Annotated in this window: 10 protein-coding genes; 6 read left to right on the top strand and 4 right to left on the bottom strand. The window is 64.6% G+C overall.

The annotated features are described in order from the left end of the window. Positions 1–11: 11 nt before the first annotated feature. Positions 12–710: an HAD family hydrolase gene (locus tag ACWF6P_RS09305; protein WP_452620841.1), complete on the bottom strand. Its 699-nt coding sequence runs from the start codon at positions 708–710 to the stop codon at positions 12–14. Next, positions 703–4,272, bottom strand: a complete 3,570-nt coding sequence (gene metH, locus ACWF6P_RS09300) for a methionine synthase (protein ID WP_452620840.1) — start codon at positions 4,270–4,272, stop codon at positions 703–705. Before metH ends, ACWF6P_RS09305 begins: the two co-directional genes overlap by 8 nt. 168 nt (positions 4,273–4,440) lie before the next feature. On the opposite strand from metH, the gene ACWF6P_RS09295 reads away from it, so the two are divergent. From ACWF6P_RS09295 to ACWF6P_RS09270, 6 genes are all read left to right on the top strand, one after another. Next, positions 4,441–5,295, top strand: a complete 855-nt coding sequence (locus ACWF6P_RS09295; RefSeq protein WP_452620997.1) for a PAC2 family protein — start codon at positions 4,441–4,443, stop codon at positions 5,293–5,295. After that, positions 5,292–6,455, top strand: coding sequence for an MFS transporter (locus ACWF6P_RS09290; protein ID WP_452620839.1), 1,164 nt, complete (start codon positions 5,292–5,294; stop codon positions 6,453–6,455). The genes ACWF6P_RS09295 and ACWF6P_RS09290 overlap by 4 nt, the downstream gene beginning before the upstream one ends. A 147-nt stretch (positions 6,456–6,602) precedes the next feature. Beyond that, entirely contained in the window at positions 6,603–7,688 is a 1,086-nt protein-coding gene (locus ACWF6P_RS09285; protein WP_452620838.1) for a hypothetical protein, read from the top strand. 33 nt (positions 7,689–7,721) lie between these two features. After that, on the top strand, positions 7,722–9,227 hold the full coding sequence (locus ACWF6P_RS09280; RefSeq protein ID WP_452620837.1) for a TIGR02677 family protein: 1,506 nt from the start codon (positions 7,722–7,724) through the stop codon (positions 9,225–9,227). Beyond that, complete coding sequence (locus tag ACWF6P_RS09275; RefSeq protein ID WP_452620836.1) at positions 9,224–10,666, top strand: TIGR02678 family protein; 1,443 nt, start codon at positions 9,224–9,226, stop codon at positions 10,664–10,666. The genes ACWF6P_RS09280 and ACWF6P_RS09275 overlap by 4 nt, the downstream gene beginning before the upstream one ends. Further along, positions 10,663–14,838 carry a TIGR02680 family protein gene (locus tag ACWF6P_RS09270; RefSeq protein ID WP_452620835.1) on the top strand — a complete coding sequence of 1,392 codons (4,176 nt, stop codon included), beginning with the start codon at positions 10,663–10,665 and terminating at the stop codon, positions 14,836–14,838. Before ACWF6P_RS09275 ends, ACWF6P_RS09270 begins: the two co-directional genes overlap by 4 nt. Positions 14,839–14,895: 57 nt before the next feature. Here the strand turns inward: ACWF6P_RS09270 and mshC are convergent, their stop codons facing one another. Then, on the bottom strand, positions 14,896–16,137 hold the full coding sequence (mshC, locus tag ACWF6P_RS09265) for a cysteine--1-D-myo-inosityl 2-amino-2-deoxy-alpha-D-glucopyranoside ligase (RefSeq protein WP_378532915.1): 1,242 nt from the start codon (positions 16,135–16,137) through the stop codon (positions 14,896–14,898). A gap of 10 nt (positions 16,138–16,147) precedes the next feature. Continuing rightward, positions 16,148–18,235 carry an MMPL family transporter gene (locus ACWF6P_RS09260; RefSeq protein WP_452620834.1) on the bottom strand — a complete coding sequence of 696 codons (2,088 nt, stop codon included), beginning with the start codon at positions 18,233–18,235 and terminating at the stop codon, positions 16,148–16,150. Between the last annotated feature and the right edge of the window lie 71 nt (positions 18,236–18,306).

Below are 18,306 nucleotides of genomic sequence, written 5' to 3'. Positions count from 1 at the left end.
GCAAATCCAGCCTAACGTGCCGCGCTCGAGTGAACGTCGTGAAGATCGTGAATGGACAAGTCCACCAACGACTCTCGAAACACGCGTCCAGGGCCGGCCGGGACATCGACCTCACACGGAACGACGAGCACCGCGCAACCCGCGGCGCTAGCCGACGCCGTACCGGTCGGTGAGTCCTCGATCGCGAGGCACTGCGCCGGCTCGAGTCCGAGCAGATGCGCGCCGCGCAGGTACGGATCCGCCGCCGGTTTTCCGTTGGGGACCTCGTCGCCGCACACCGAGTGGTCGAAGAACTCACGGCCGAGCATGCCGAGTGCCCGATCGACCAGAACTCGCTCGGTGTTGGTGACCAGTGCAGAACGCAGACCACCGTCACGCACGGTCGACAGAGCATCGCGAGCGCCCGGTCGCCAGGTCACGCCGTCCTCGAACAGATCGCCGACGCGGGTGTACATCCAGTCCTTCGCCTCGGCGATGGCATCGTGATGCTTCTCCAGGCCGAGCGCGTCGAACACCGTCGCCAGGGCGAAGGGGCTCGACGCACCGATGACGGCGATGCGAGTCGCTTCCGTCATCGGTCCGCCCAGGCGCAGGGACAGCTCACGTAGCGCGATGTCCCACAGCTTCTCCGAATCGAGCAGGGTGCCGTCCATGTCCCACAGGACACCACCGAGGGTCGTTTCGGATACTTCGGTCAACAACTCAGACATTGAAATACTTTGCTTCCGGGTGGTGCAGGACAAAAGCGTCAGTGGACTGCTCGGGATGCAGTTGCAGTTCCTCGGACAGTTCGACGCCGATCCGCTCGGGTTCGAGCAAAGCAACCAACTTGGCACGATCCTCGAGGTCCGGGCACGCGCCGTATCCGAACGAGTAACGAGCGCCGCGGTACTCGAGATCGAAGTACCCGGCAACCTCGGTCGGGTCCTGTTCCGCGACGGTGTGGCCCTCGGGAAGCACAAGCTCTTCACGGACGCGTCGATGCCAGTACTCGGCCAGAGATTCCGTGAGCTGGACGCCGATTCCGTGTACTTCGAGGTAATCGCGGTACGAGTTCGACGCGAATAACTCGTTGGCGAAGTCCGCGATCGGCTGCCCCATCGTCACCAGTTGGAACGGAAGCACGTCGACCTGGCCGGTGGCCTCGGCGTCCTTGCGCGAGCGGACGAAGTCCGCGATGCACAAGAAGCGGTCGCGGTGCTGACGCGGATAGGTGAACCGGAACCGTTCGGGTGCATCCGGTTTCGGCTCGGTGAGCACGATGACGTCGTCGCCCTCCGAGATCGCCGGGAAGTACCCGTACACAACAGCGGCGTGCGCGAGGATGCCCTCGGACGTCAGGCGATCGAGCCAGTATCGAAGCCGCGGACGGCCTTCCGACTCGACCAGTTCCTCGTACGTCGGACCGTCGCCCTTGCGCTGACCGCGAAGACCCCACTGGCCGAGGAAGAGAGCGCGCTCGTCGAGCAGGCCCGAGTACTCGGACAGCGAGATTCCCTTGACGATGCGCGAACCCCAGAACGGAGGTGTCGGCACCGCAATGTCGGTGGCAACGTCGGAACGCTCCGGCAGGATGACGGGAACCGCTGCAGCCTTACGCTTTTCTGCGATTCGCTTGGAACGCTCGTGACGGGCTTTACGCTCGGCAACCTTCTCACGCGCTGCGATGGCCTCCGGGCTGTCCGGCGCTGGGCCGCCGCCACGCTTGGTCGTCATGATCTGGTCCATCAAGTTCAGACCCTCGAAAGCGTCGCGGGCGTAGCTGACGTCACCCTCGTACACCTCCTGCAGATCGTTCTCGACGTACGAGCGCGTCAGCGCCGCACCGCCGAGCAGAACCGGGAACTTCTCGGCGACACCGCGTGCGTTGAGTTCCTGCAGATTTTCCTTCATCACGACAGTGGACTTCACGAGCAGTCCGGACATGCCGATGACGTCGGCCTTTTTGTCCAACGCGACGTCGAGGATGGTCGCGATCGGCTGCTTGATGCCGATGTTGACTACCTCGTAGCCGTTGTTGCTCAAGATGATGTCGACCAGGTTCTTGCCGATGTCGTGAACGTCGCCCTTGACGGTCGCGATTACGATACGGCCCTTGCCGTCCTCGTCGGTGGCTTCCATGTGCGGTTCGAGGAAAGCAACCGCAGCCTTCATGACCTCGGCCGACTGCAACACGAACGGCAGCTGCATCTGACCGGAGCCGAACAGCTCACCGACGGTCTTCATGCCGGACAGCAGAGTCTCGTTGATGATGGCCAGCGGCGGCTTGATCGTCATCGCCTCGGTGAGGTCGTCGTCGAGGCCGTTGCGCTCACCGTCGACGATGCGACGCTCGAGGCGGTCGAACAGCGGAAGTCCCGCGAGTTCCTGTGCACGGGACTCACGCGCCGACGCAGCCGAAACGCCCTCGAAGAGAGCCATCAGCTTCTGCAGTGGGTCGTAACCCTCGCGACGACGGTCGTAGACCAGGTCGAGTGCAGTTTCACGCTGCTCGTCCGGAATGCGGGCCATCGGCAGAATCTTGGACGCGTGAACGATCGCCGTGTCCAGACCGGCCTCTGTGCACTCGTGTAGGAACACCGAGTTGAGGACCTGACGTGCGGCCGGGTTCAAACCGAACGAAATGTTGGAGATACCCAGGGTGAAGTGCAGGTCCGGGTAGGCGGCCTTGAGCTGACGGATGGCTTCGATGGTCTCGATGCCGTCGCGTCGAACCTCTTCCTGACCGGTCGAGATGGGGAAGGTCAACGCGTCGACGATGATGTCGGACTCGGCGAGTCCCCAGTTTCCCGTGATGTCCTCGATCAGACGCTTGGCGATGGCAACCTTGGTCTCGGCGGTACGAGCCTGGCCTTCTTCGTCGATGGTCAGGGCGACAACGGCCGCGCCGTGTTCCTTGACCAGCGTCATGATCTTGTGGAAACGCGATTCCGGGCCGGCGCCGTCTTCGTAGTTGACGGAGTTGACGGCGCAGCGGCCACCGAGGTGCTCGAGACCGGCCTGCAGCACGGCAGGCTCGGTGGAGTCGAGCATGATCGGGAGCGTCGAGGACGTCGCCAAACGGCTTGCCAGTTCTGACATGTCGGCGGCACCGTCACGGCCCACGTAGTCGACGTTGAGGTCGAGCATGTGTGCGCCGTCGCGGGTCTGGTCCTTGGCGATGTCCAGGCACTTCTGGTAGTCCGCGGAGAGCATTGCCTCGCGGAAAGCCTTGGAGCCGTTGGAGTTCGTGCGTTCGCCGATCATCAGGATGCTGGCGTCCTGCTCGAACGGCACCGCGGAGTACAGCGAAGAGGTGCTCGGCTCGTGGATCGGAGTGCGCTGGGCCTTCTCGACCTGGCGGACCGCCTCGGCCACCGCACTGATGTGCTCCGGTGTCGTACCGCAGCAGCCACCGACGAGACCGAGTCCGAACTCGGAGACGAAACCACTGAGGGCTTCGGCCAATTCGTCGGCGGTCAGCGGGTACTCGGCACCCTTGGGGCCGAGTTGCGGCAGGCCGGCATTGGGCATGACCGACACCGGCAGCGTCGAGTACTTGGAGAGATGTCGGAGATGCTCGCTCATCTCGGCCGGCCCGGTGGCGCAGTTCAGGCCGATCATGTCGATACCGAGCGGCTCGAGTGCCGTCAGCGCCGCACCGATCTCACTGCCCAGGAGCATCGTTCCGGTTGTCTCGACCGTCACGTGCGTGATGATCGGCAACCGCAGTCCGAGTTGCTCCATCGCGCGCTGACTGCCGAGGATTGCAGCTTTCACCTGAAGCAGGTCCTGGCAGGTTTCGACGAGGATGGCGTCGGCGCCACCGTCGATCATGCCGAGCGCAGCTTCGGTGTACGCGTCACGAAGGACTGCGTACGGTGCGTGTCCGAGGCTGGGGAGCTTGGTTCCCGGCCCCATCGAGCCGAGTACGAATCGGGCCATCCCGTCGCGGCCTGGTCCCATCTCGTCCGCTACTTCGCGGGCGAGAGCAGTGCCCTTTTTCGAGAGTTCGCGGATCCGGTGAGAGATGTCGTAGTCGGCGAGGTTGGGCAGGTTGCAACCGAAGGTGTTGGTCTCGACGGCATCGGCACCAGCTGCGAAGTACGCACGGTGGATGTCTTTGAGCACGTCGGGACGGGTGTCGTTGAGGATCTCATTGCACCCCTCGAGGCCGAGGAAGTCGTCCAGGGTGAGGTCCGCGGCCTGCAACATGGTGCCCATCGCTCCGTCGCCGATGACAACGCGCTGTTTCAGCGCATCAAGCAGGGCAGAGTTAAATGGGGCAGACATGCCGTCCAGAGTAGTGGGCGCACCGACAAGCTCTGGCCGTAGGCTGGGTGGGTGAGTCCAAGTGAGTTCCCCGTCACTCCCGACGGCCCGGTCGATTTCGACGATTCCGCGGCCTTCGAGAGCCCTGACGGCTTTGCCGTCGACAGCAGCGACCGCCTCGAGGGCGACATCCCTGTCCTACGTGATCCCATCCTCGTTGCAGCTTTCGAGGGCTGGAACGACGCCGGTGACGCGGCCAGTGGTGCGGTCGAACATCTCGAGCTGATCTGGGATGCCCAGCCGCTCGCCGAACTCGATTCCGAGGACTACTACGACTATCAGGTCAACCGTCCCACGGTCCGTCAGGTCGACGGAGTCACCCGCGAAATCGTCTGGCCGGCAACACGTTTGTCGGTCTGTTCGCCTCCTGGCAGCGAGAGCGACATCGTCCTGCTGCGCGGGATCGAACCCAACATGCGGTGGCGCAGCTTCTGCGAGGATCTGCTCGAATTGATCGACCAACTGAACGTCAAGACCGTGGTCATCCTCGGTGCACTGCTTGCAGACACTCCGCACACACGCCCGGTCCCGGTCACCGGCACCGCGTACAGCAGTGAATCCGCCGCCCGGTTCAATCTGGAACAGACCCGCTACGAAGGACCGACCGGCATTACCGGAATCCTTCAGGACGAGTGCGTTCGTGCTGGTGTACCCGCTATTTCGTTCTGGGCAGCGGTTCCGCACTACGTGTCGCAGCCACCCAACCCGAAGGCGACAGTGGCCCTCCTTCAACGCGTCGAGGATGTTCTCGACATCGAGGTCCCCCTCGGGGAGCTCCCAGCTCAGTCGGAGGACTGGGAGGAAGCGGTCAACGAAATGACCGCGGACGACGAGGAAATCGGCGAATACGTGCGCACCCTGGAAGAACGGGGCGACGCTGAAACCGACATCAGCGAAGCCATCTCCAAGATCGACGGCGACGCCATCGCCGCGGAATTCGAGCGCTACCTCAGACGGCGAGGCCCCGGCAGCTTCGGACTGTGAGCAAGAACACTCCAGAGGAAGAAGGCGGAAGTACACAGCGCCCCGTGCGTCTCCGGCTTCAACTGATCGCGCTGTACGCCGGCGGGTTCCTCGGCCCGTTCGGCGGCGGTGTGGTTGCTTCGATCCTCCCCGAAATCGGTGACGATCTCGAGGTCGGGCCGTCGGCGGCCGCCTCCTCGCTCACCGCGTACCTGCTCCCCTTCGCCGCACTGATGTTGGTGTCCGGGACACTCGGGACACGGTGGGGCAAAGTCCGGACCGTGCGGATCGCATACGGGGTCTACGTCTTCGCGTCGTTGGCGTGCTTCCTCGCCCCGACTCTCGAGATCTTCCTGGCCGCCCGGGTACTGCAGGGCTCGGCGAACGCATTCACCACACCGCTACTGCTTGCTTCGTTGGCGGCTGCAACACCGCAGGCTCGACTGGGCCGAGCGCTCGGAGCCTTCGGCGCTTTCCAGGCTGCTGGGCAGTCGTCAGCTCCGTTGATCGGCGGCCTCGCGGCCGAATTCGACTGGCGTCTGGCCTTTCTCGTCATTGCTGTGGTCGCAGGCATCCTGGGAGCCGTCGGGCTCCCGAAGTCCGAAGCGCCGACGGCAACTACTCCCGCACGCCTACGCGATGCACTGCGCCCCGAAGTGCTCCGGATCGGCATCGCTGCACTACTCGGCTGGGGCGCCCTCGGTGGGCTGAGCTTCCTGCTTGCCTTCCGCTTCGAAGACGAGTTCGGACTGTCCCCCACCGTCCGCGGCCTACTGCTCACCGTTTTCGGTGTGGCCGGCATCCTCTCGGCCCGACGCATCGGAATCCTCATCGATCGCATCGGCGCACGGTCCTCCGTGATGATCGGCGCCCTGGGCGGTGCAGTTCTGGTGTCCGTCGTCGGCCTCGCCGGCCTGGTGCCGGTGATCGCGATCGCTTGGTTTGTCGCAGGCGTCGCAAGCCAGTTCGTCCTGGTAGGCGTCAACGCGGCGGTACTCGGCTCCGAGGGGCCCAACCGCGGCGGCGCCGTGTCGGTCGTGCAAGCGATGCGCTTCGGCGGCGCTGCCCTTGCTCCCCTGGCCCTGACACCGATCTACGACTCTTCGCCTGCCGCGAGCTTCCTGATCCCCGCGATACTGCTCGCCGTCGTCGCTCCCCTGGTGATGCCGAAGCAACGCTGATCGGTCTTGGCTGGTTTCGGACATTTTGTCGCGCGAATGGTGAGGTGTTTGGGGAAAAGAGCCACCGTTGTTTGGTGACCGACCGTCCGAGCCATATTCGGAAAATTTCGTGTTTCCGTCCGCGACAGATATTGGTACCATTGGAACATGAGCGAATCTGAGTCGGAACCGGAACGGCCGATCGACATTTTCCGGCGATCGGTTGCCGTCATCGAAGAAAATTTGCCTCCTACCTGGTCTTTGTCGACACAGCGCTCCCCCGACCTGTCCGAGGCGCCGCTCCGCCTCGACCTCCGCTCCCCTGACGGCGCGGTGGCCAAATTCGGCGTGTACGCCGCTCACGGTGTCCTGAGCAGCGACGTTCCCGGTATCGCCGACCGCTTCCCCACCGGCCAATCGGGCTTCGTGTGCGCAAAATATCTGTCCGAGCCGGTCCGCCGGCAGCTCGATTCCCACGCGATCTCGTACGCAGATGCCACGGGCAACGTGTCGTTGACCGCAGATCGACCCGCCGTCTGGGTTCGCGGACGCGGGGCCGATGCCGATCCGTGGCGGGGGCCCGGACGTCCTTCCGGACAGCTGACGGGCGATCCGTCAGCTCGCGTCGTGCGTGCGCTTGCCGATTTCGCGGCGCCACTGGCGATCACTGCCTTGGTGCGCCTGGCCGGTGCGTCGACGGGAGCAACCTATCGGGTGGTGCAGACACTTTCGGATCGCGAACTGGTGACGCGTCTCCCCCGCGGCGGAATTGGCGACGTCCGCTGGCCGAAGATGCTTCGTGAATGGGCGGCTGAGGCCGGGGCCAAAGCACCAACGCCTCGCGGCTTTCACGCGCCGGACGGGTTGGAAGCTCTCTTCGACCAACTGCGTCAGCTCAGCGGTCACATCTATGCCGGTACCGCCTCGGTGGCCGCGGCGCCCTTTGCTCGGTACGCCCCCACCCAACGCGCACACTTCCATGCCGACAACGTCGACCAGTTCGCCGACGCTCTCGGCCTTCGACGTGTGGAATCCGGCGGTGACGTGTGGATCACCGCTCCCCTCTCACCGTCCGCGTTCGATCGATTGCTCACTCGCGACGGCATCCGCATCGTCGCGCCGAGCCAGGCGTTCGCTGATCTTCTGGTCGGCCCGGACTCCGACGAAGCGGCAGCCGAGCACCTGCTCACGTGGATGATCGAGAACGAATCACAGTGGCGACGCGCCGCATCCCCTGCTACGGATCGCCCGTAGGAAAAAGAGGGGGCGTCTCTCGCCTACCCTGTCATGGTGGAAGAAACGAGTGCGCCCGATTACGCCGCGTACGCCGACACCAATCGACTGAAGCTGTTTTCGTTCACGATCGCGGAAAAACGGGCCGAGTACCTCTGGGTGCTTCGTGCCTTCGACCATGCTCGGGCCAACTACACCGTGCTGCTGCATGCCGGAACCGTCGCACACATCCTCGAGAAGATCGGCGGCTCGGATCCGGCCGCCGACCTGTCGGCAGCAGAGGTCACTCCCCTGTTGGATCAGCTCCACGTGTGGGAGATCCTCGAGCGCAGCTACGACGGCACCCGTGCAGCGACGCTGGCCGAGTACCGTAATCGCCACTTCGTCTACCAGTTCGGTCAGGCCGGATACCAGGTCTATCGATCAGTCGAGGACGTTCTTGCCGCACGCCTGGACTCGGCGTCGCTCTCTCGTCTCGCTCTGGCGGACCTGCTCGCAGACATGTCCGAACTCGCGGAAGCCAACCGAAGCTCCGACGGCGATCTGATCTTCCGCAAGCTCAAGCGCCTCGACTCGACGCTCTCCGACATGGCCGATCGAGCCGCGCACTTCTATCTGACCCTCGGCGACTTGGTGCGGACCACGGAGATCACTCCGCAGACTTTCCTCACGCACAAGGACGCTCTGCTCACCCACATGCGCGAGTTCAGCTCCGATCTGGCGCGCTACGCCCCGAAGCTCAAGGAAGCGATCGAGCACGTCGAATCCACCGGTGTCGATCGCATGATCCGCCTCGCCGCCGCCAGTGACGAGCGGGTGTTCGTCCCGATCGCCGAACGCGAAGACGACTGGGCTGCGCGTTGGCGAGGATTGACCGCCTGGTTCGTCTCCGCGGAATCGGGGATCAGCGAGTCCGAACGCCTGCGTGAAGGCACGATGAGTGCGATCGCCGCGGTTCTGGCGCTCCTTCGCCGCGTCACGGAGACCCGTCGCGGCGGCGTCAGCCGTGAGAGCCAACTCAGGCACCTCGCCGGCTGGTTTGCCGCCACCCCGTCCGAAGACGCAGCTCACGCTCTGTTTCAAGCTGTCTTCGATCTCGGCCGACCCCGCCACTTGTCGATGGTGCATCCGGACGCCGACATCATTTCGCACTCGCGTTCGTGGTGGGAGGCACCGCCGGTGGAGATCGCGCGGACACTCGCCGAAACCGGCCGGCCGCCCTCACCCGGGCTGCCGAGCAAGGTTGCCCGCAACGACGGCAGCATCCGCCGACTGCGCGAAGAGCAGTTGGCGGCGCAACGTACCCGCAGCGCCGCCGCGCAATCTCTCGCGTCGAACGGTGTTTATCAACGCGAACTCAACGAGCAGGAGACCGAAGTTTTGCTGAGTCTGCTCAATGCAGCACTGACCGCGCGCGTTCCGGTGGTGGGACGCGTCAAGAGTTCCACCGGTAGCGAGAACGGGGTGAAGCTCACGCTCAGTCCCTCGGACGGTTCGACCACCATCAAGACTGCTCGCGGACGTATGCATCTCGACGGTATCGAGGTCAGTGTTCGATGAGAGCTCGCGAGATCACGCCCCTTGCCCTCGATTCGTACCAAAGAGCGGCGCGTGTGATTCTGTCCAATCACCTGATCACCTCGACGTACCCGGATCGAATTGCGTTGCCGCTCTTGCGCCGTTGGGCCACCGAGCTACGTGACGACTTGCTCGAACTGTTCGGATACCGCCTCGAGGTGACGGAGACCACCGCGCGCCTGTTCACGGTGTCGGATCGACTCAACCCGTCAGCACCGGCCAGAACTGCCTCCGAGCGAACTTTCGATCGCACGCGCTACGCCTATCTGGCGTTGTGCCTGGCAGCTCTGGGCCGCGCCGGAAATCAGATCACGTTGTCGGAGTTGGCCGATCACGTCGCGGCCGACGCCGCGCAGGTCGACGGCGTCGAACTGTCCACCGATCGTGCGTCGGACCGCGACGCCTTCGTCGATGCCGTCGGCTGGCTCGGCGTCCGGGGCGCTATCGCCCTCGCCGACGGTGACGCAAACGGCTGGGCGTCCAATCCCGAAGCGGGAGAAGCGCTCTACGACATAGATCGTTCCGTCGTCGTGGCCCTGTTCCGTCCGCCGCGCGCCTTGCAGCACCTGCACTCCATCCGAGGGCTACTGGCGGCGGAGACCTCGAGCGCCTCCGAGGACGACGGAATTCCCGTGGACGCGAAAGAGATCGGACGCCGAGTGCGTCGGGCACTCGTCGAGCGCCCGGTCGTACTGGCCGGCGAACTCGATCAGCACGAGTTGATCGCGTTGGCGCAGTCCAAGACCGCGTCGGAAGTCGAACTCCTGACGGGGTTGGTGGCCGAGCGTCGCGCCGAGGGAATCGCGATGATCGATCCCACCGGTCGACTCTCCGACGTCCGCTTCCCGAGCACCGGAACGATCGCTCAGGTGGCACTTCTCCTGGCCGGCGAGATTGCCGACCGCGTACTCGACGTCGACGCTCCCGAACTGCCGAAACTTCCGATCCCGCACGTGTCGGACGATCACCTGATCGAACAACTCGATGCCGCCATCCCCGAGGCTGGAATCTTCGAGGACCTCGCCGACGAGGACGACGACTTCGTGCTGCCCGTCGGCGAACCGGCCGAGCCACCGGAACCCGTCACGTACCCGAAAATCGACGACGACTGGCTCGCCGACAAGGTCACCGAGTTGGTGGACCAGTTCGGGCGAACCTTCGCGGCACAGTGGCAGGCCGATCACAACGGACTGCGCAAGCAGGCGCTCGGGTTGTTGCAGCGTCTACGACTGACGCACGTGGTCGACGGCGGAGTTCTGGTCTTGCCCGTGTTGGCCCGGTACCGCGACGTCGTGGTCTCCGTGCGCGAACGCGACCCTCAGATCGACTTCGCGGTGGACAACTCCGCACCGGATCCGGTCGACGAATTCGGCCCCGAACCATCCCCCAACGGCGAACTATCAGAGGTAGAGAACGTATGAGCAACGCCCGCTTCCGACCTACTCGGGCTGGAATCATCAACCTCTGGGATTACCGAGACCAAGAGTTCTCGTTCGCCGATGGTCGACTGGTTCTGCGAGGACCCAACGGATCCGGCAAGACCAAGGCCCTCGAGGTCCTGTTCCCGTTCGTCTTCGACGGCCGCATCGAACCGCGGCGCCTCAACCCGTTCGCCGGTGAAGAGCGCACCATGAAGTCCAACCTGCTCTACCGCGGTCAGGACAGCGCGCACTCCTACGTGTGGATGGAGTTCTGCCGCGGCTCACTCGAAGATCCCGAGTCGGTGACCGTGGGAATCGGCATGCGTGCAACACGCACCAATGACAAGGTCACTCGCTGGTACTTCGTCGCCGACGGCCGCGTCGGGGTCGATTTCTCGCTGATCGGCAACGACGATCGTCCCCTGACCAAGAAGCAGTTGGCCGAACAACTCGGCAGCGATTCCATCACCGACCGTCCCCTCGACTACCGCACTGCCATCGACGCGCGGATGTTCGGTCTCGGTGTGCAGCGCTACGACCAGCTGATCAACCTCATTCTCACGCTTCGCCGCCCCCAGCTCGCGAAGAACCTTGACCCGAAGGGCCTTTCGCAGGCACTCACCGACGGTCTCCGTCCGCTCGACGACCAGCTGGTCCTCGAAGCTGCGCGTTCGTTCAGCGACATGGAGGAGGTCGGCCGGGCGCTCGAGGGGTTGGCGGCCGCCGATCAGGCGGCGCAGAGTTTCATCGGGGTCTACACCAAGTACCTGCGTCAACAGTCCCGCGGAGAGATCGAACAGGTCAGTACCCGCCTCGCAGCGGTCACCAGAGGTGTTGCCGCCATGGACGAGTCGTCGCTCGCCCAGACCCGCAGCCGTGAGGCACGGGCAGCTGCCGAGGAACGCTTCAACCAGGCCGAGCAGGCACTCGAGAACGCGCGCGCCAATGTCGAAGCACTGCAACGCTCGAGCGCGTACGAAGGCAAGCAGCAACTCGACGATCTCGCCCAGGCCGTCGCGACGCTGAAGCTCTCGACCGAGCAGCAGGCAGACAAGTCACGGAAAGCGCAGGCCGCACTCGCACAACGCGGCGACGAAGCCGACAAGGCCGCATCGTCGGTCAAGCGTGCAGCCGAAGCACTCTCGCGCGCCGAGGACGAACTGCAGGCAGCAGCCGAGGACGCCGGCATCGTCTGGACTCCCCTGCCCGACGGCTCACGCAGCGACCAGATCACGGCCGCCGTCCGTGGCCATGCCGAGGAACGTGACGGTGACGTACGCGTCGTCCGCACCGCACTGGCGACCGTCGAGAAGGCCGCGACCGAACGAACCCGGGCCGAAAACAGCTCTCGCCGTGGACAAGAGCTGCTCGAAGCGTCCAAGGCGGCTGTGCTCGAGGGCGAAGCTGCCGTGGAACTCGCACGCAGTCAGTGCGCCAGCGGGCTGCGCGCGTGGTGGACCGATCACTCCTCTCTGTTCTCGGCTGTCGGCGCCGACACGTCGCTGTTCGAGGCTCTCGACGCAGCGCTCGCCGAAGTCGGCGACGAGGACGCTCCGGCGCTGTCCGCAGTTCTCGCCGAGCACACCGAGGCCGGAACCGAGACGCTGCGCGAGCGTCGTCGCGAAGCAGAAGCGGAAATCTCGGCATCACACACCTCCATCGCGGCTCTCAAATCCGAGCGCAAAGCCGTCTCGGCGGAACACGACGACGCTCCGCCTGCCTTCCACGCACGCACCGACAACCGCAGTGAACTGGGTGGTGCACCGCTGTGGCAGCTGGTGCGCTTCGCCGACTCCGTCGAACCGGACGTGGCCACAGGTATCGAATCCGCGCTCCAGGCGGCAAATCTGCTGGACGGCTGGGTCTGCCCGGACGAAAAGATTCCCGATCACGTCAGCGAGCAATTCCTGACCGCTCTTCCGGTCAAGCAGCGCCCGAAGGGACGAACGCTGGCCGACGTCCTCGAGGTCGAAGGCAATGCCGACGTACCCGACGCTCGGGTACAGGACATTCTCGCGTCAATCAGTCTCGTCGAGGCACCGGGCAACTCCGACGCAAGCGTCGCGATCGGCGTCGACGGCCGCTTCTGGCAGGGCGTCGCACGTGGCCGGCACGTCAAGGCCGACGCCGAGTACATCGGCACCACAGCACGGGCGCGTCGACGCGAAGCTCGGATCACCGAGATCGACGCGGCTCTGGAAGAGCTTGCGGCGACAGTCGATGCAGCCAAGGCACTGGTGACGCAAACCAACGAGCAGCTGAGCCGGATCAACTCTGCGGCAAAGGAATTGCCGAAGACCGGTTCGATCCTGCGCGCACTCAAGACCGTCACCGAATCCGCCGGTGCTCTCCGCACTCGCTCGGAGGCCACCGAAACAGCGCAACGCGAACTCGACGCGGCGATCGCCGATCTCGCAGCGAAGGAAAAGCAACTCCGGGCGACGGCGTCGCAGCACCGGACGCCGCACGTCGGCCGTGAACTGGACTCCCTCGCCGCAGCGATCCGGCACTTCGAGAAGCAGGGTGAACTGGCGCTGCGCTGCCGGCGCGAGCACGCCAAGGAAGTCGAACTCGAGCGCGAGTCCCGCGACCGCCTCGACGAATCACGGGCCAACGCCGAGGAATTCGCCGAAGAAGCCGCCATCGCCGAGGAGAGTCTGCTCCAGCAGGTGCAGCGTCTCGAGACGCTCCGCGACACTCTCGGTGCCAGCGCCGAGCAGATCGATCTCGACCTGGCAAAAGCACGCGCGAAGATCGAAGAATGCAAGGTCGAGCAGCGTGCTGCGCGAAAGGCGTACGACGCTGCAGTCCTCCAGATCGGCACGGCAGAGGGTGCATACAACACCGCTGTCGAGACGTTGCGTCACACCCTGACCGAAACCCGCAGTGATGCAGAGCGACTCGCGCCCTACGCTCGTCCCGACCTACTGGAATTGTTGGGCGTCAAGGAACATCTGAGCTGGCCGGCCAGTTCGGCGGCGTGGATGAGTCCCGATCAGTTGGTCTACCGCATCCAGAACGAAGATCGCAGCGAGGACGCGGCGCACCCGCCCGTCCTCCCCGAAGACGTCGACAAGTTGTACCGAGCGCTCGAGGCTGCGACCTCGGCGGTCCGCGTCACCGACGGCGCCCGCAAGGCAACCCGCACGGCACTGACCTCGGCGCTGCAGGACTTCGACGCGCAACTCGCCGCCGCCGGACAGGACTACCGCCTGCAGTGGGACGCACCGGACGGACTGACCGTCGTACGAGTGCAGGACGATCAGGGCTATTCGTCGATCGGTGAATTCGCGACGCGGATCCACGACGCTCGCGGCGATCAGGAGCAGTTGCTCACCGAATCCGAGCGTCGCATTCTCGAAGATGCCCTGCTGACCGGATTGGCTCAGCAGATTCACGAGCGCACCGTCGACGCTCGAGAGTTGATCGCACAGATGGGCACCGAGATGCGTGAGCGTCGCATGTCCTCGGGCAACACCATCGGCGTTCACTGGGTGCTCGCCGACAACCTCGACGACAGCTCGCGGGCGATCTCCAAACTGCTGGATCGAGATGCGTCGGCCCTCGGGGTTGACGAATTGGCGACGCTGCGAGCGCATTTCGCGACTCAGATCCGTACCGCCCGCGCAGCGCACCCCGAACGCTCGTACCCGGAGATTCTGTCCTCGGCCCTCGACTACCGGCAGTGGCGTGTGTTCTCGTTCACTCTGATCAGCGGTGAGGGCAAGGAAGACCGGCTCACTGTTGCTCGGCACAGCGCGCTGTCCGGTGGCGAGCAGTCGGTTTCGCTGCACCTTCCGCTCTTCGCAGCAGCGCATGTCATGTTGGACTCGGCCGACCCGCACGCCCCACGTCTGCTGGCACTGGACGAGGCTTTCGCCGGCGTCGACGACAACGGTCGCAGCGAGCTTCTCGGCTTGAGCGTTCAGTTCGATCTGGATCTCTTCATGACCGGCTACGACCTGTGGATCACGTACGCAGACGTCCCCGGCTGTGCGCACTACGACCTCGCGCACTCCACTGCCGAGCAGGCAGTCAGCGCCGCGCTGCTGGTGTGGTCCAACGGTGAGTTGCTCGCCGAGCACGACGGAACGGATCTGGCGCGGGCGCTGGGCTCGCCGCTGCGGCGCCGGGTGCCGACCCCAGCCGAGGGTGCGTTGGACTACGCCTAGAAACCACTGTGCGCCTTTATTAACCGCCCGCGGTTAATAAAGGCGCACAGCAGGACTTCAGCGAAGCGAAATACCCAGCAACGCATCCACGGCATCGGCGAACTCGCCGGGTGCCTGTGCGTCGGATCCGCCACCTTCGATTGCGCGGCGTGCCCACCCGTCGAGCGCGTCGAGAGCCTTCGGGGTGTCGAGGTCGTCGGCCAGGTGCTGACGCAACCGTGCGACGGTGTCGGTGACGGACTGTGCGGAACCGAGGGCCGCTGCCTCCCGCCACACCTGAAGACGCGACTGAGCATCCTCGAGGACTTGTTCGGTCCACGCGCGATCCTGGCGGTAGTGGCCGGAGAGCAGTCCGAGTCGGATTGCTGCGGGGTCCACGCCCTCGCCGCGCAACTTGGAGACGAAGACCAGGTTTCCGCGACTCTTCGACATCTTCTCGCCGTCGAGGCCGATCATGCCGGTATGCACGTAGTGCCGTGCGAAACGGCGATCGCCCGTCGCCGATTCGGCATGCGCAGCCGAGAACTCGTGGTGCGGGAAGATCAGGTCGCTGCCACCGCCCTGGACGTCGAAGCCGGAGCCGATGCGGTTGAGCGCAATGGCAGCGCATTCGATGTGCCAACCGGGGCGTCCCGGCCCGAAGGGCGAGGGCCACGAGGGCTCGCCGGGACGCTCCGCACGCCAGACGAGTGCGTCGAGCGGATTGCGCTTGCCGACGCGATCGGGATCTCCGCCGCGTTCGGCGAAGAACTTCTCCATCGTCGCGCGGTCGTAGCCCGACTCGTAACCGAACTGCTCGGTCGCGTCGGCGCGGAAGTAGACGTCGGGGAACTCGGCGTCGTCGACGACGTAGGCGGCGCCGGATGCCACGAACTTCTCCACCAACTCGACTACTTCGTTCACCGACTCGACGGCGCCGATGTAGTCCTTCGGCGGTAGCACTCGCAACGCTTCCATGTCCTCACGGAAGAGTGCCGTCTCACGCATGCCGAGGACCATCCAGTCCTCGCCGTCGCGATTGGCGCGCTCGAACAGCGGGTCGTCCACGTCGGTCACGTTCTGGACGTAGTGGACGTCGTGTCCGGCGTCACGCCAGATGCGGTTCACGAGGTCGAACGTGAGGTACGTGGCCGCGTGACCGAGGTGGGTGGCGTCGTACGGGGTGATGCCGCAGACGTACATCGTCGCCTTCTTGCCCGGCGTGACGGGACGAACCTGACGGTCGGCTGTGTCGTACAGCCGCAACGGCGGCCCCTGACCGGGAACGGACGGGAGTGCGGTATCGGACCAAGACTGCATGCTGCCGAGCCTAGTGGAGGCTGCTCTGAGGCTGAGAAGGTGCTGGCTGATCCTGCTCCGGTTCGGGCGTCGACGCGAGCTTGCTCGGCCACCAGATCTTCTGACCGATGTCGTAGGTCAAGGCCGGTACCAGCAGAGATCGGACGATCAGGGCGTCGAGTAGGACGCCGAACGCCACGATGAACGCGATCTGCGCGAGGAACAACAGCGGGATCACCGCCAACGCCGAGAAGGTTGCTGCCAGAACAACTCCGGCAGAAGTGATCACGCCGCCGGTGACTGTGAGTCCCCGCAGAGCACCCGCGCGAGTGCCGATCTTCAGCGCTTCCTCCCGCACCCTCGTCATGAGGAAGATGTTGTAGTCGATTCCCAGCGCCACGAGGAACACGAATGCGAACAGCGGAACCACTGGATCCGCACCGGGGAAGCCGAAGACGTGGTCGAACACCAGCGACGAAATGCCCAGTGTCGCAGCAAACGAGAGCACAACGGTGCCCATGAGGAGCAACGGCGCCAGAAGCGAACGCAGCAGGAGTGAAAGAATGACGAACACCACGATGATCACCACCGGAATGATGAGAGTCCGGTCCCGAGTCGACGTGGTCTTGGTGTCGAGATCGGTCGCTGTGACACCGCCTACCAATGCGTCGGCGCCGTCCACAGCGTGAACTGCATCACGTAGGCGGACAATCGTGTCTTCGGCCGCGAGTGAGTCGGCAGCGTCGGTCAGCGTCGCCTGCAGGGAGACTCGTCCGTCGACAACCAGCGGTGATCCCCCGTTCTGGACGACACTCACATCACTGACACCGTCGACGCGACTTGCTGCCGCGACCGCATCGACCTGGTCGGCATTGGCGATCACCACGGCCGGCGACCCTGAACCGGCGTCGAAGTGCTCACCGAGAATCTCCTGGCCTGCAACCGAATCGACGTCGAGCAAGAAGATGTCGGACGAAGAGACACCGCTGGCCTTGAACTGCGGCATCATCAGCGCGAAGATCACCAACACCAGCGTCGACGCCACCCAGAAGCGGCGCGGATGCCTACCGATTCGAGCAGCGAGCCCGGCCCAGAACCGGTGATCGTTCGCCTCGTCGTGGTGCTCGCGGTCGGCGTCGAACTTCGGCTTGGTCGGCCAGTAGGCAGTTCGCCCGAACAACACCAGCACTGCCGGTAGGAACGTCATCGACGCGAGGAAGGACGCGGCAATCCCGATGGCAGCCACCGGACCGAGTCCGCGGTTGGAGTTCAGGTCGGAGAGCAACAGGCACAGAACGCCCGCGATGACCGTTCCGGCGGACGCTGCGACGGGTTCGAGCGTCGCGCGCCACGCGGTACGCATCGCCGCGTACTTGTCCTTCTCGATCCGCAACTCCTCGCGGTAGCGCGAGACCAGGAGCAGCGCGTAGTCGGTGGCGGCGCCGAACACGAGGATGAACAAAATGCCCTGGCTCTGACCGTTCAAGGCGATGACGTCTGCGTCCGCGAGCAGATATACGAGCAAGCTCGACAAACCGAGGGCGAAGATCGCCGAGAAGATCACGACGAACGGCAGGATCGGGCTCCGGTAGACGACGATCAGAATCAAGATCACCACGGACCCGGCGACCAACAACAGCAATCCGTCGATGCCCGCGAATGCTGCCGAAAGATCCGCAACCTGCCCCGCGGGTCCGGTCACCTTGACCGTGAGTCCATCAGGGCTCGATTCCAGCGCCGTGCGCAGCGCTTTCACACTGTCCTTGACCTCGAGCGTGCTGTCGACCGGCAAAAACATTTGCAGTGCCTGGCCGTCGGCTGACGGGATCGGCGGCGATGACGCGTCCCCGAACCCCTCGGTACCGACGAATGAATCGACAGTCTGGGACAGGAAGGTGGAGTCCGAAGGCTCGAGTCCACCTGATCGTTCCGCCACGATGATGGCCGGCACGAAGCGTGTGTCCGTGAAGCTCTCTTGAAGCTTCGCGACCTCGGTGGCTTCGGCCGAGGCGGGCAGGAACGAGGTGTTGTCGTTCTGCTGCACCGTGCTGAGCTTTCCGGCGAACGGCCCTCCGATCCCTCCGATTGCCAGCCAGCCGATCACGAGGAGAGCTGGCACAATCCATCGAAGGCGACGAACAGGACGATTTTGTACTGGTGTGCTCACTGGGTCTCCAGAGATCGGCAACA

Source organism: Rhodococcus sp. NPDC055024, assembly GCF_053608585.1.
The sequence above is the reverse complement of the archived record's forward strand: the minus strand, read 5'-3'. Positions and strand labels throughout refer to the sequence as shown.

Coding starts and splice junctions, on each gene's coding strand:
- ACWF6P_RS09305 (WP_452620841.1), bottom strand. CDS start 710: ATGTCTGAGTTGTTGACCGAAGTATCCGAAACGACCCTCGGTGGTGTC.
- metH (WP_452620840.1), bottom strand. CDS start 4,272: ATGTCTGCCCCATTTAACTCTGCCCTGCTTGATGCGCTGAAACAGCGC.
- ACWF6P_RS09285 (WP_452620838.1), top strand. CDS start 6,603: ATGAGCGAATCTGAGTCGGAACCGGAACGGCCGATCGACATTTTCCGG.
- ACWF6P_RS09280 (WP_452620837.1), top strand. CDS start 7,722: ATGGTGGAAGAAACGAGTGCGCCCGATTACGCCGCGTACGCCGACACC.
- ACWF6P_RS09275 (WP_452620836.1), top strand. CDS start 9,224: ATGAGAGCTCGCGAGATCACGCCCCTTGCCCTCGATTCGTACCAAAGA.
- ACWF6P_RS09270 (WP_452620835.1), top strand. CDS start 10,663: ATGAGCAACGCCCGCTTCCGACCTACTCGGGCTGGAATCATCAACCTC.
- mshC (WP_378532915.1), bottom strand. CDS start 16,137: ATGCAGTCTTGGTCCGATACCGCACTCCCGTCCGTTCCCGGTCAGGGG.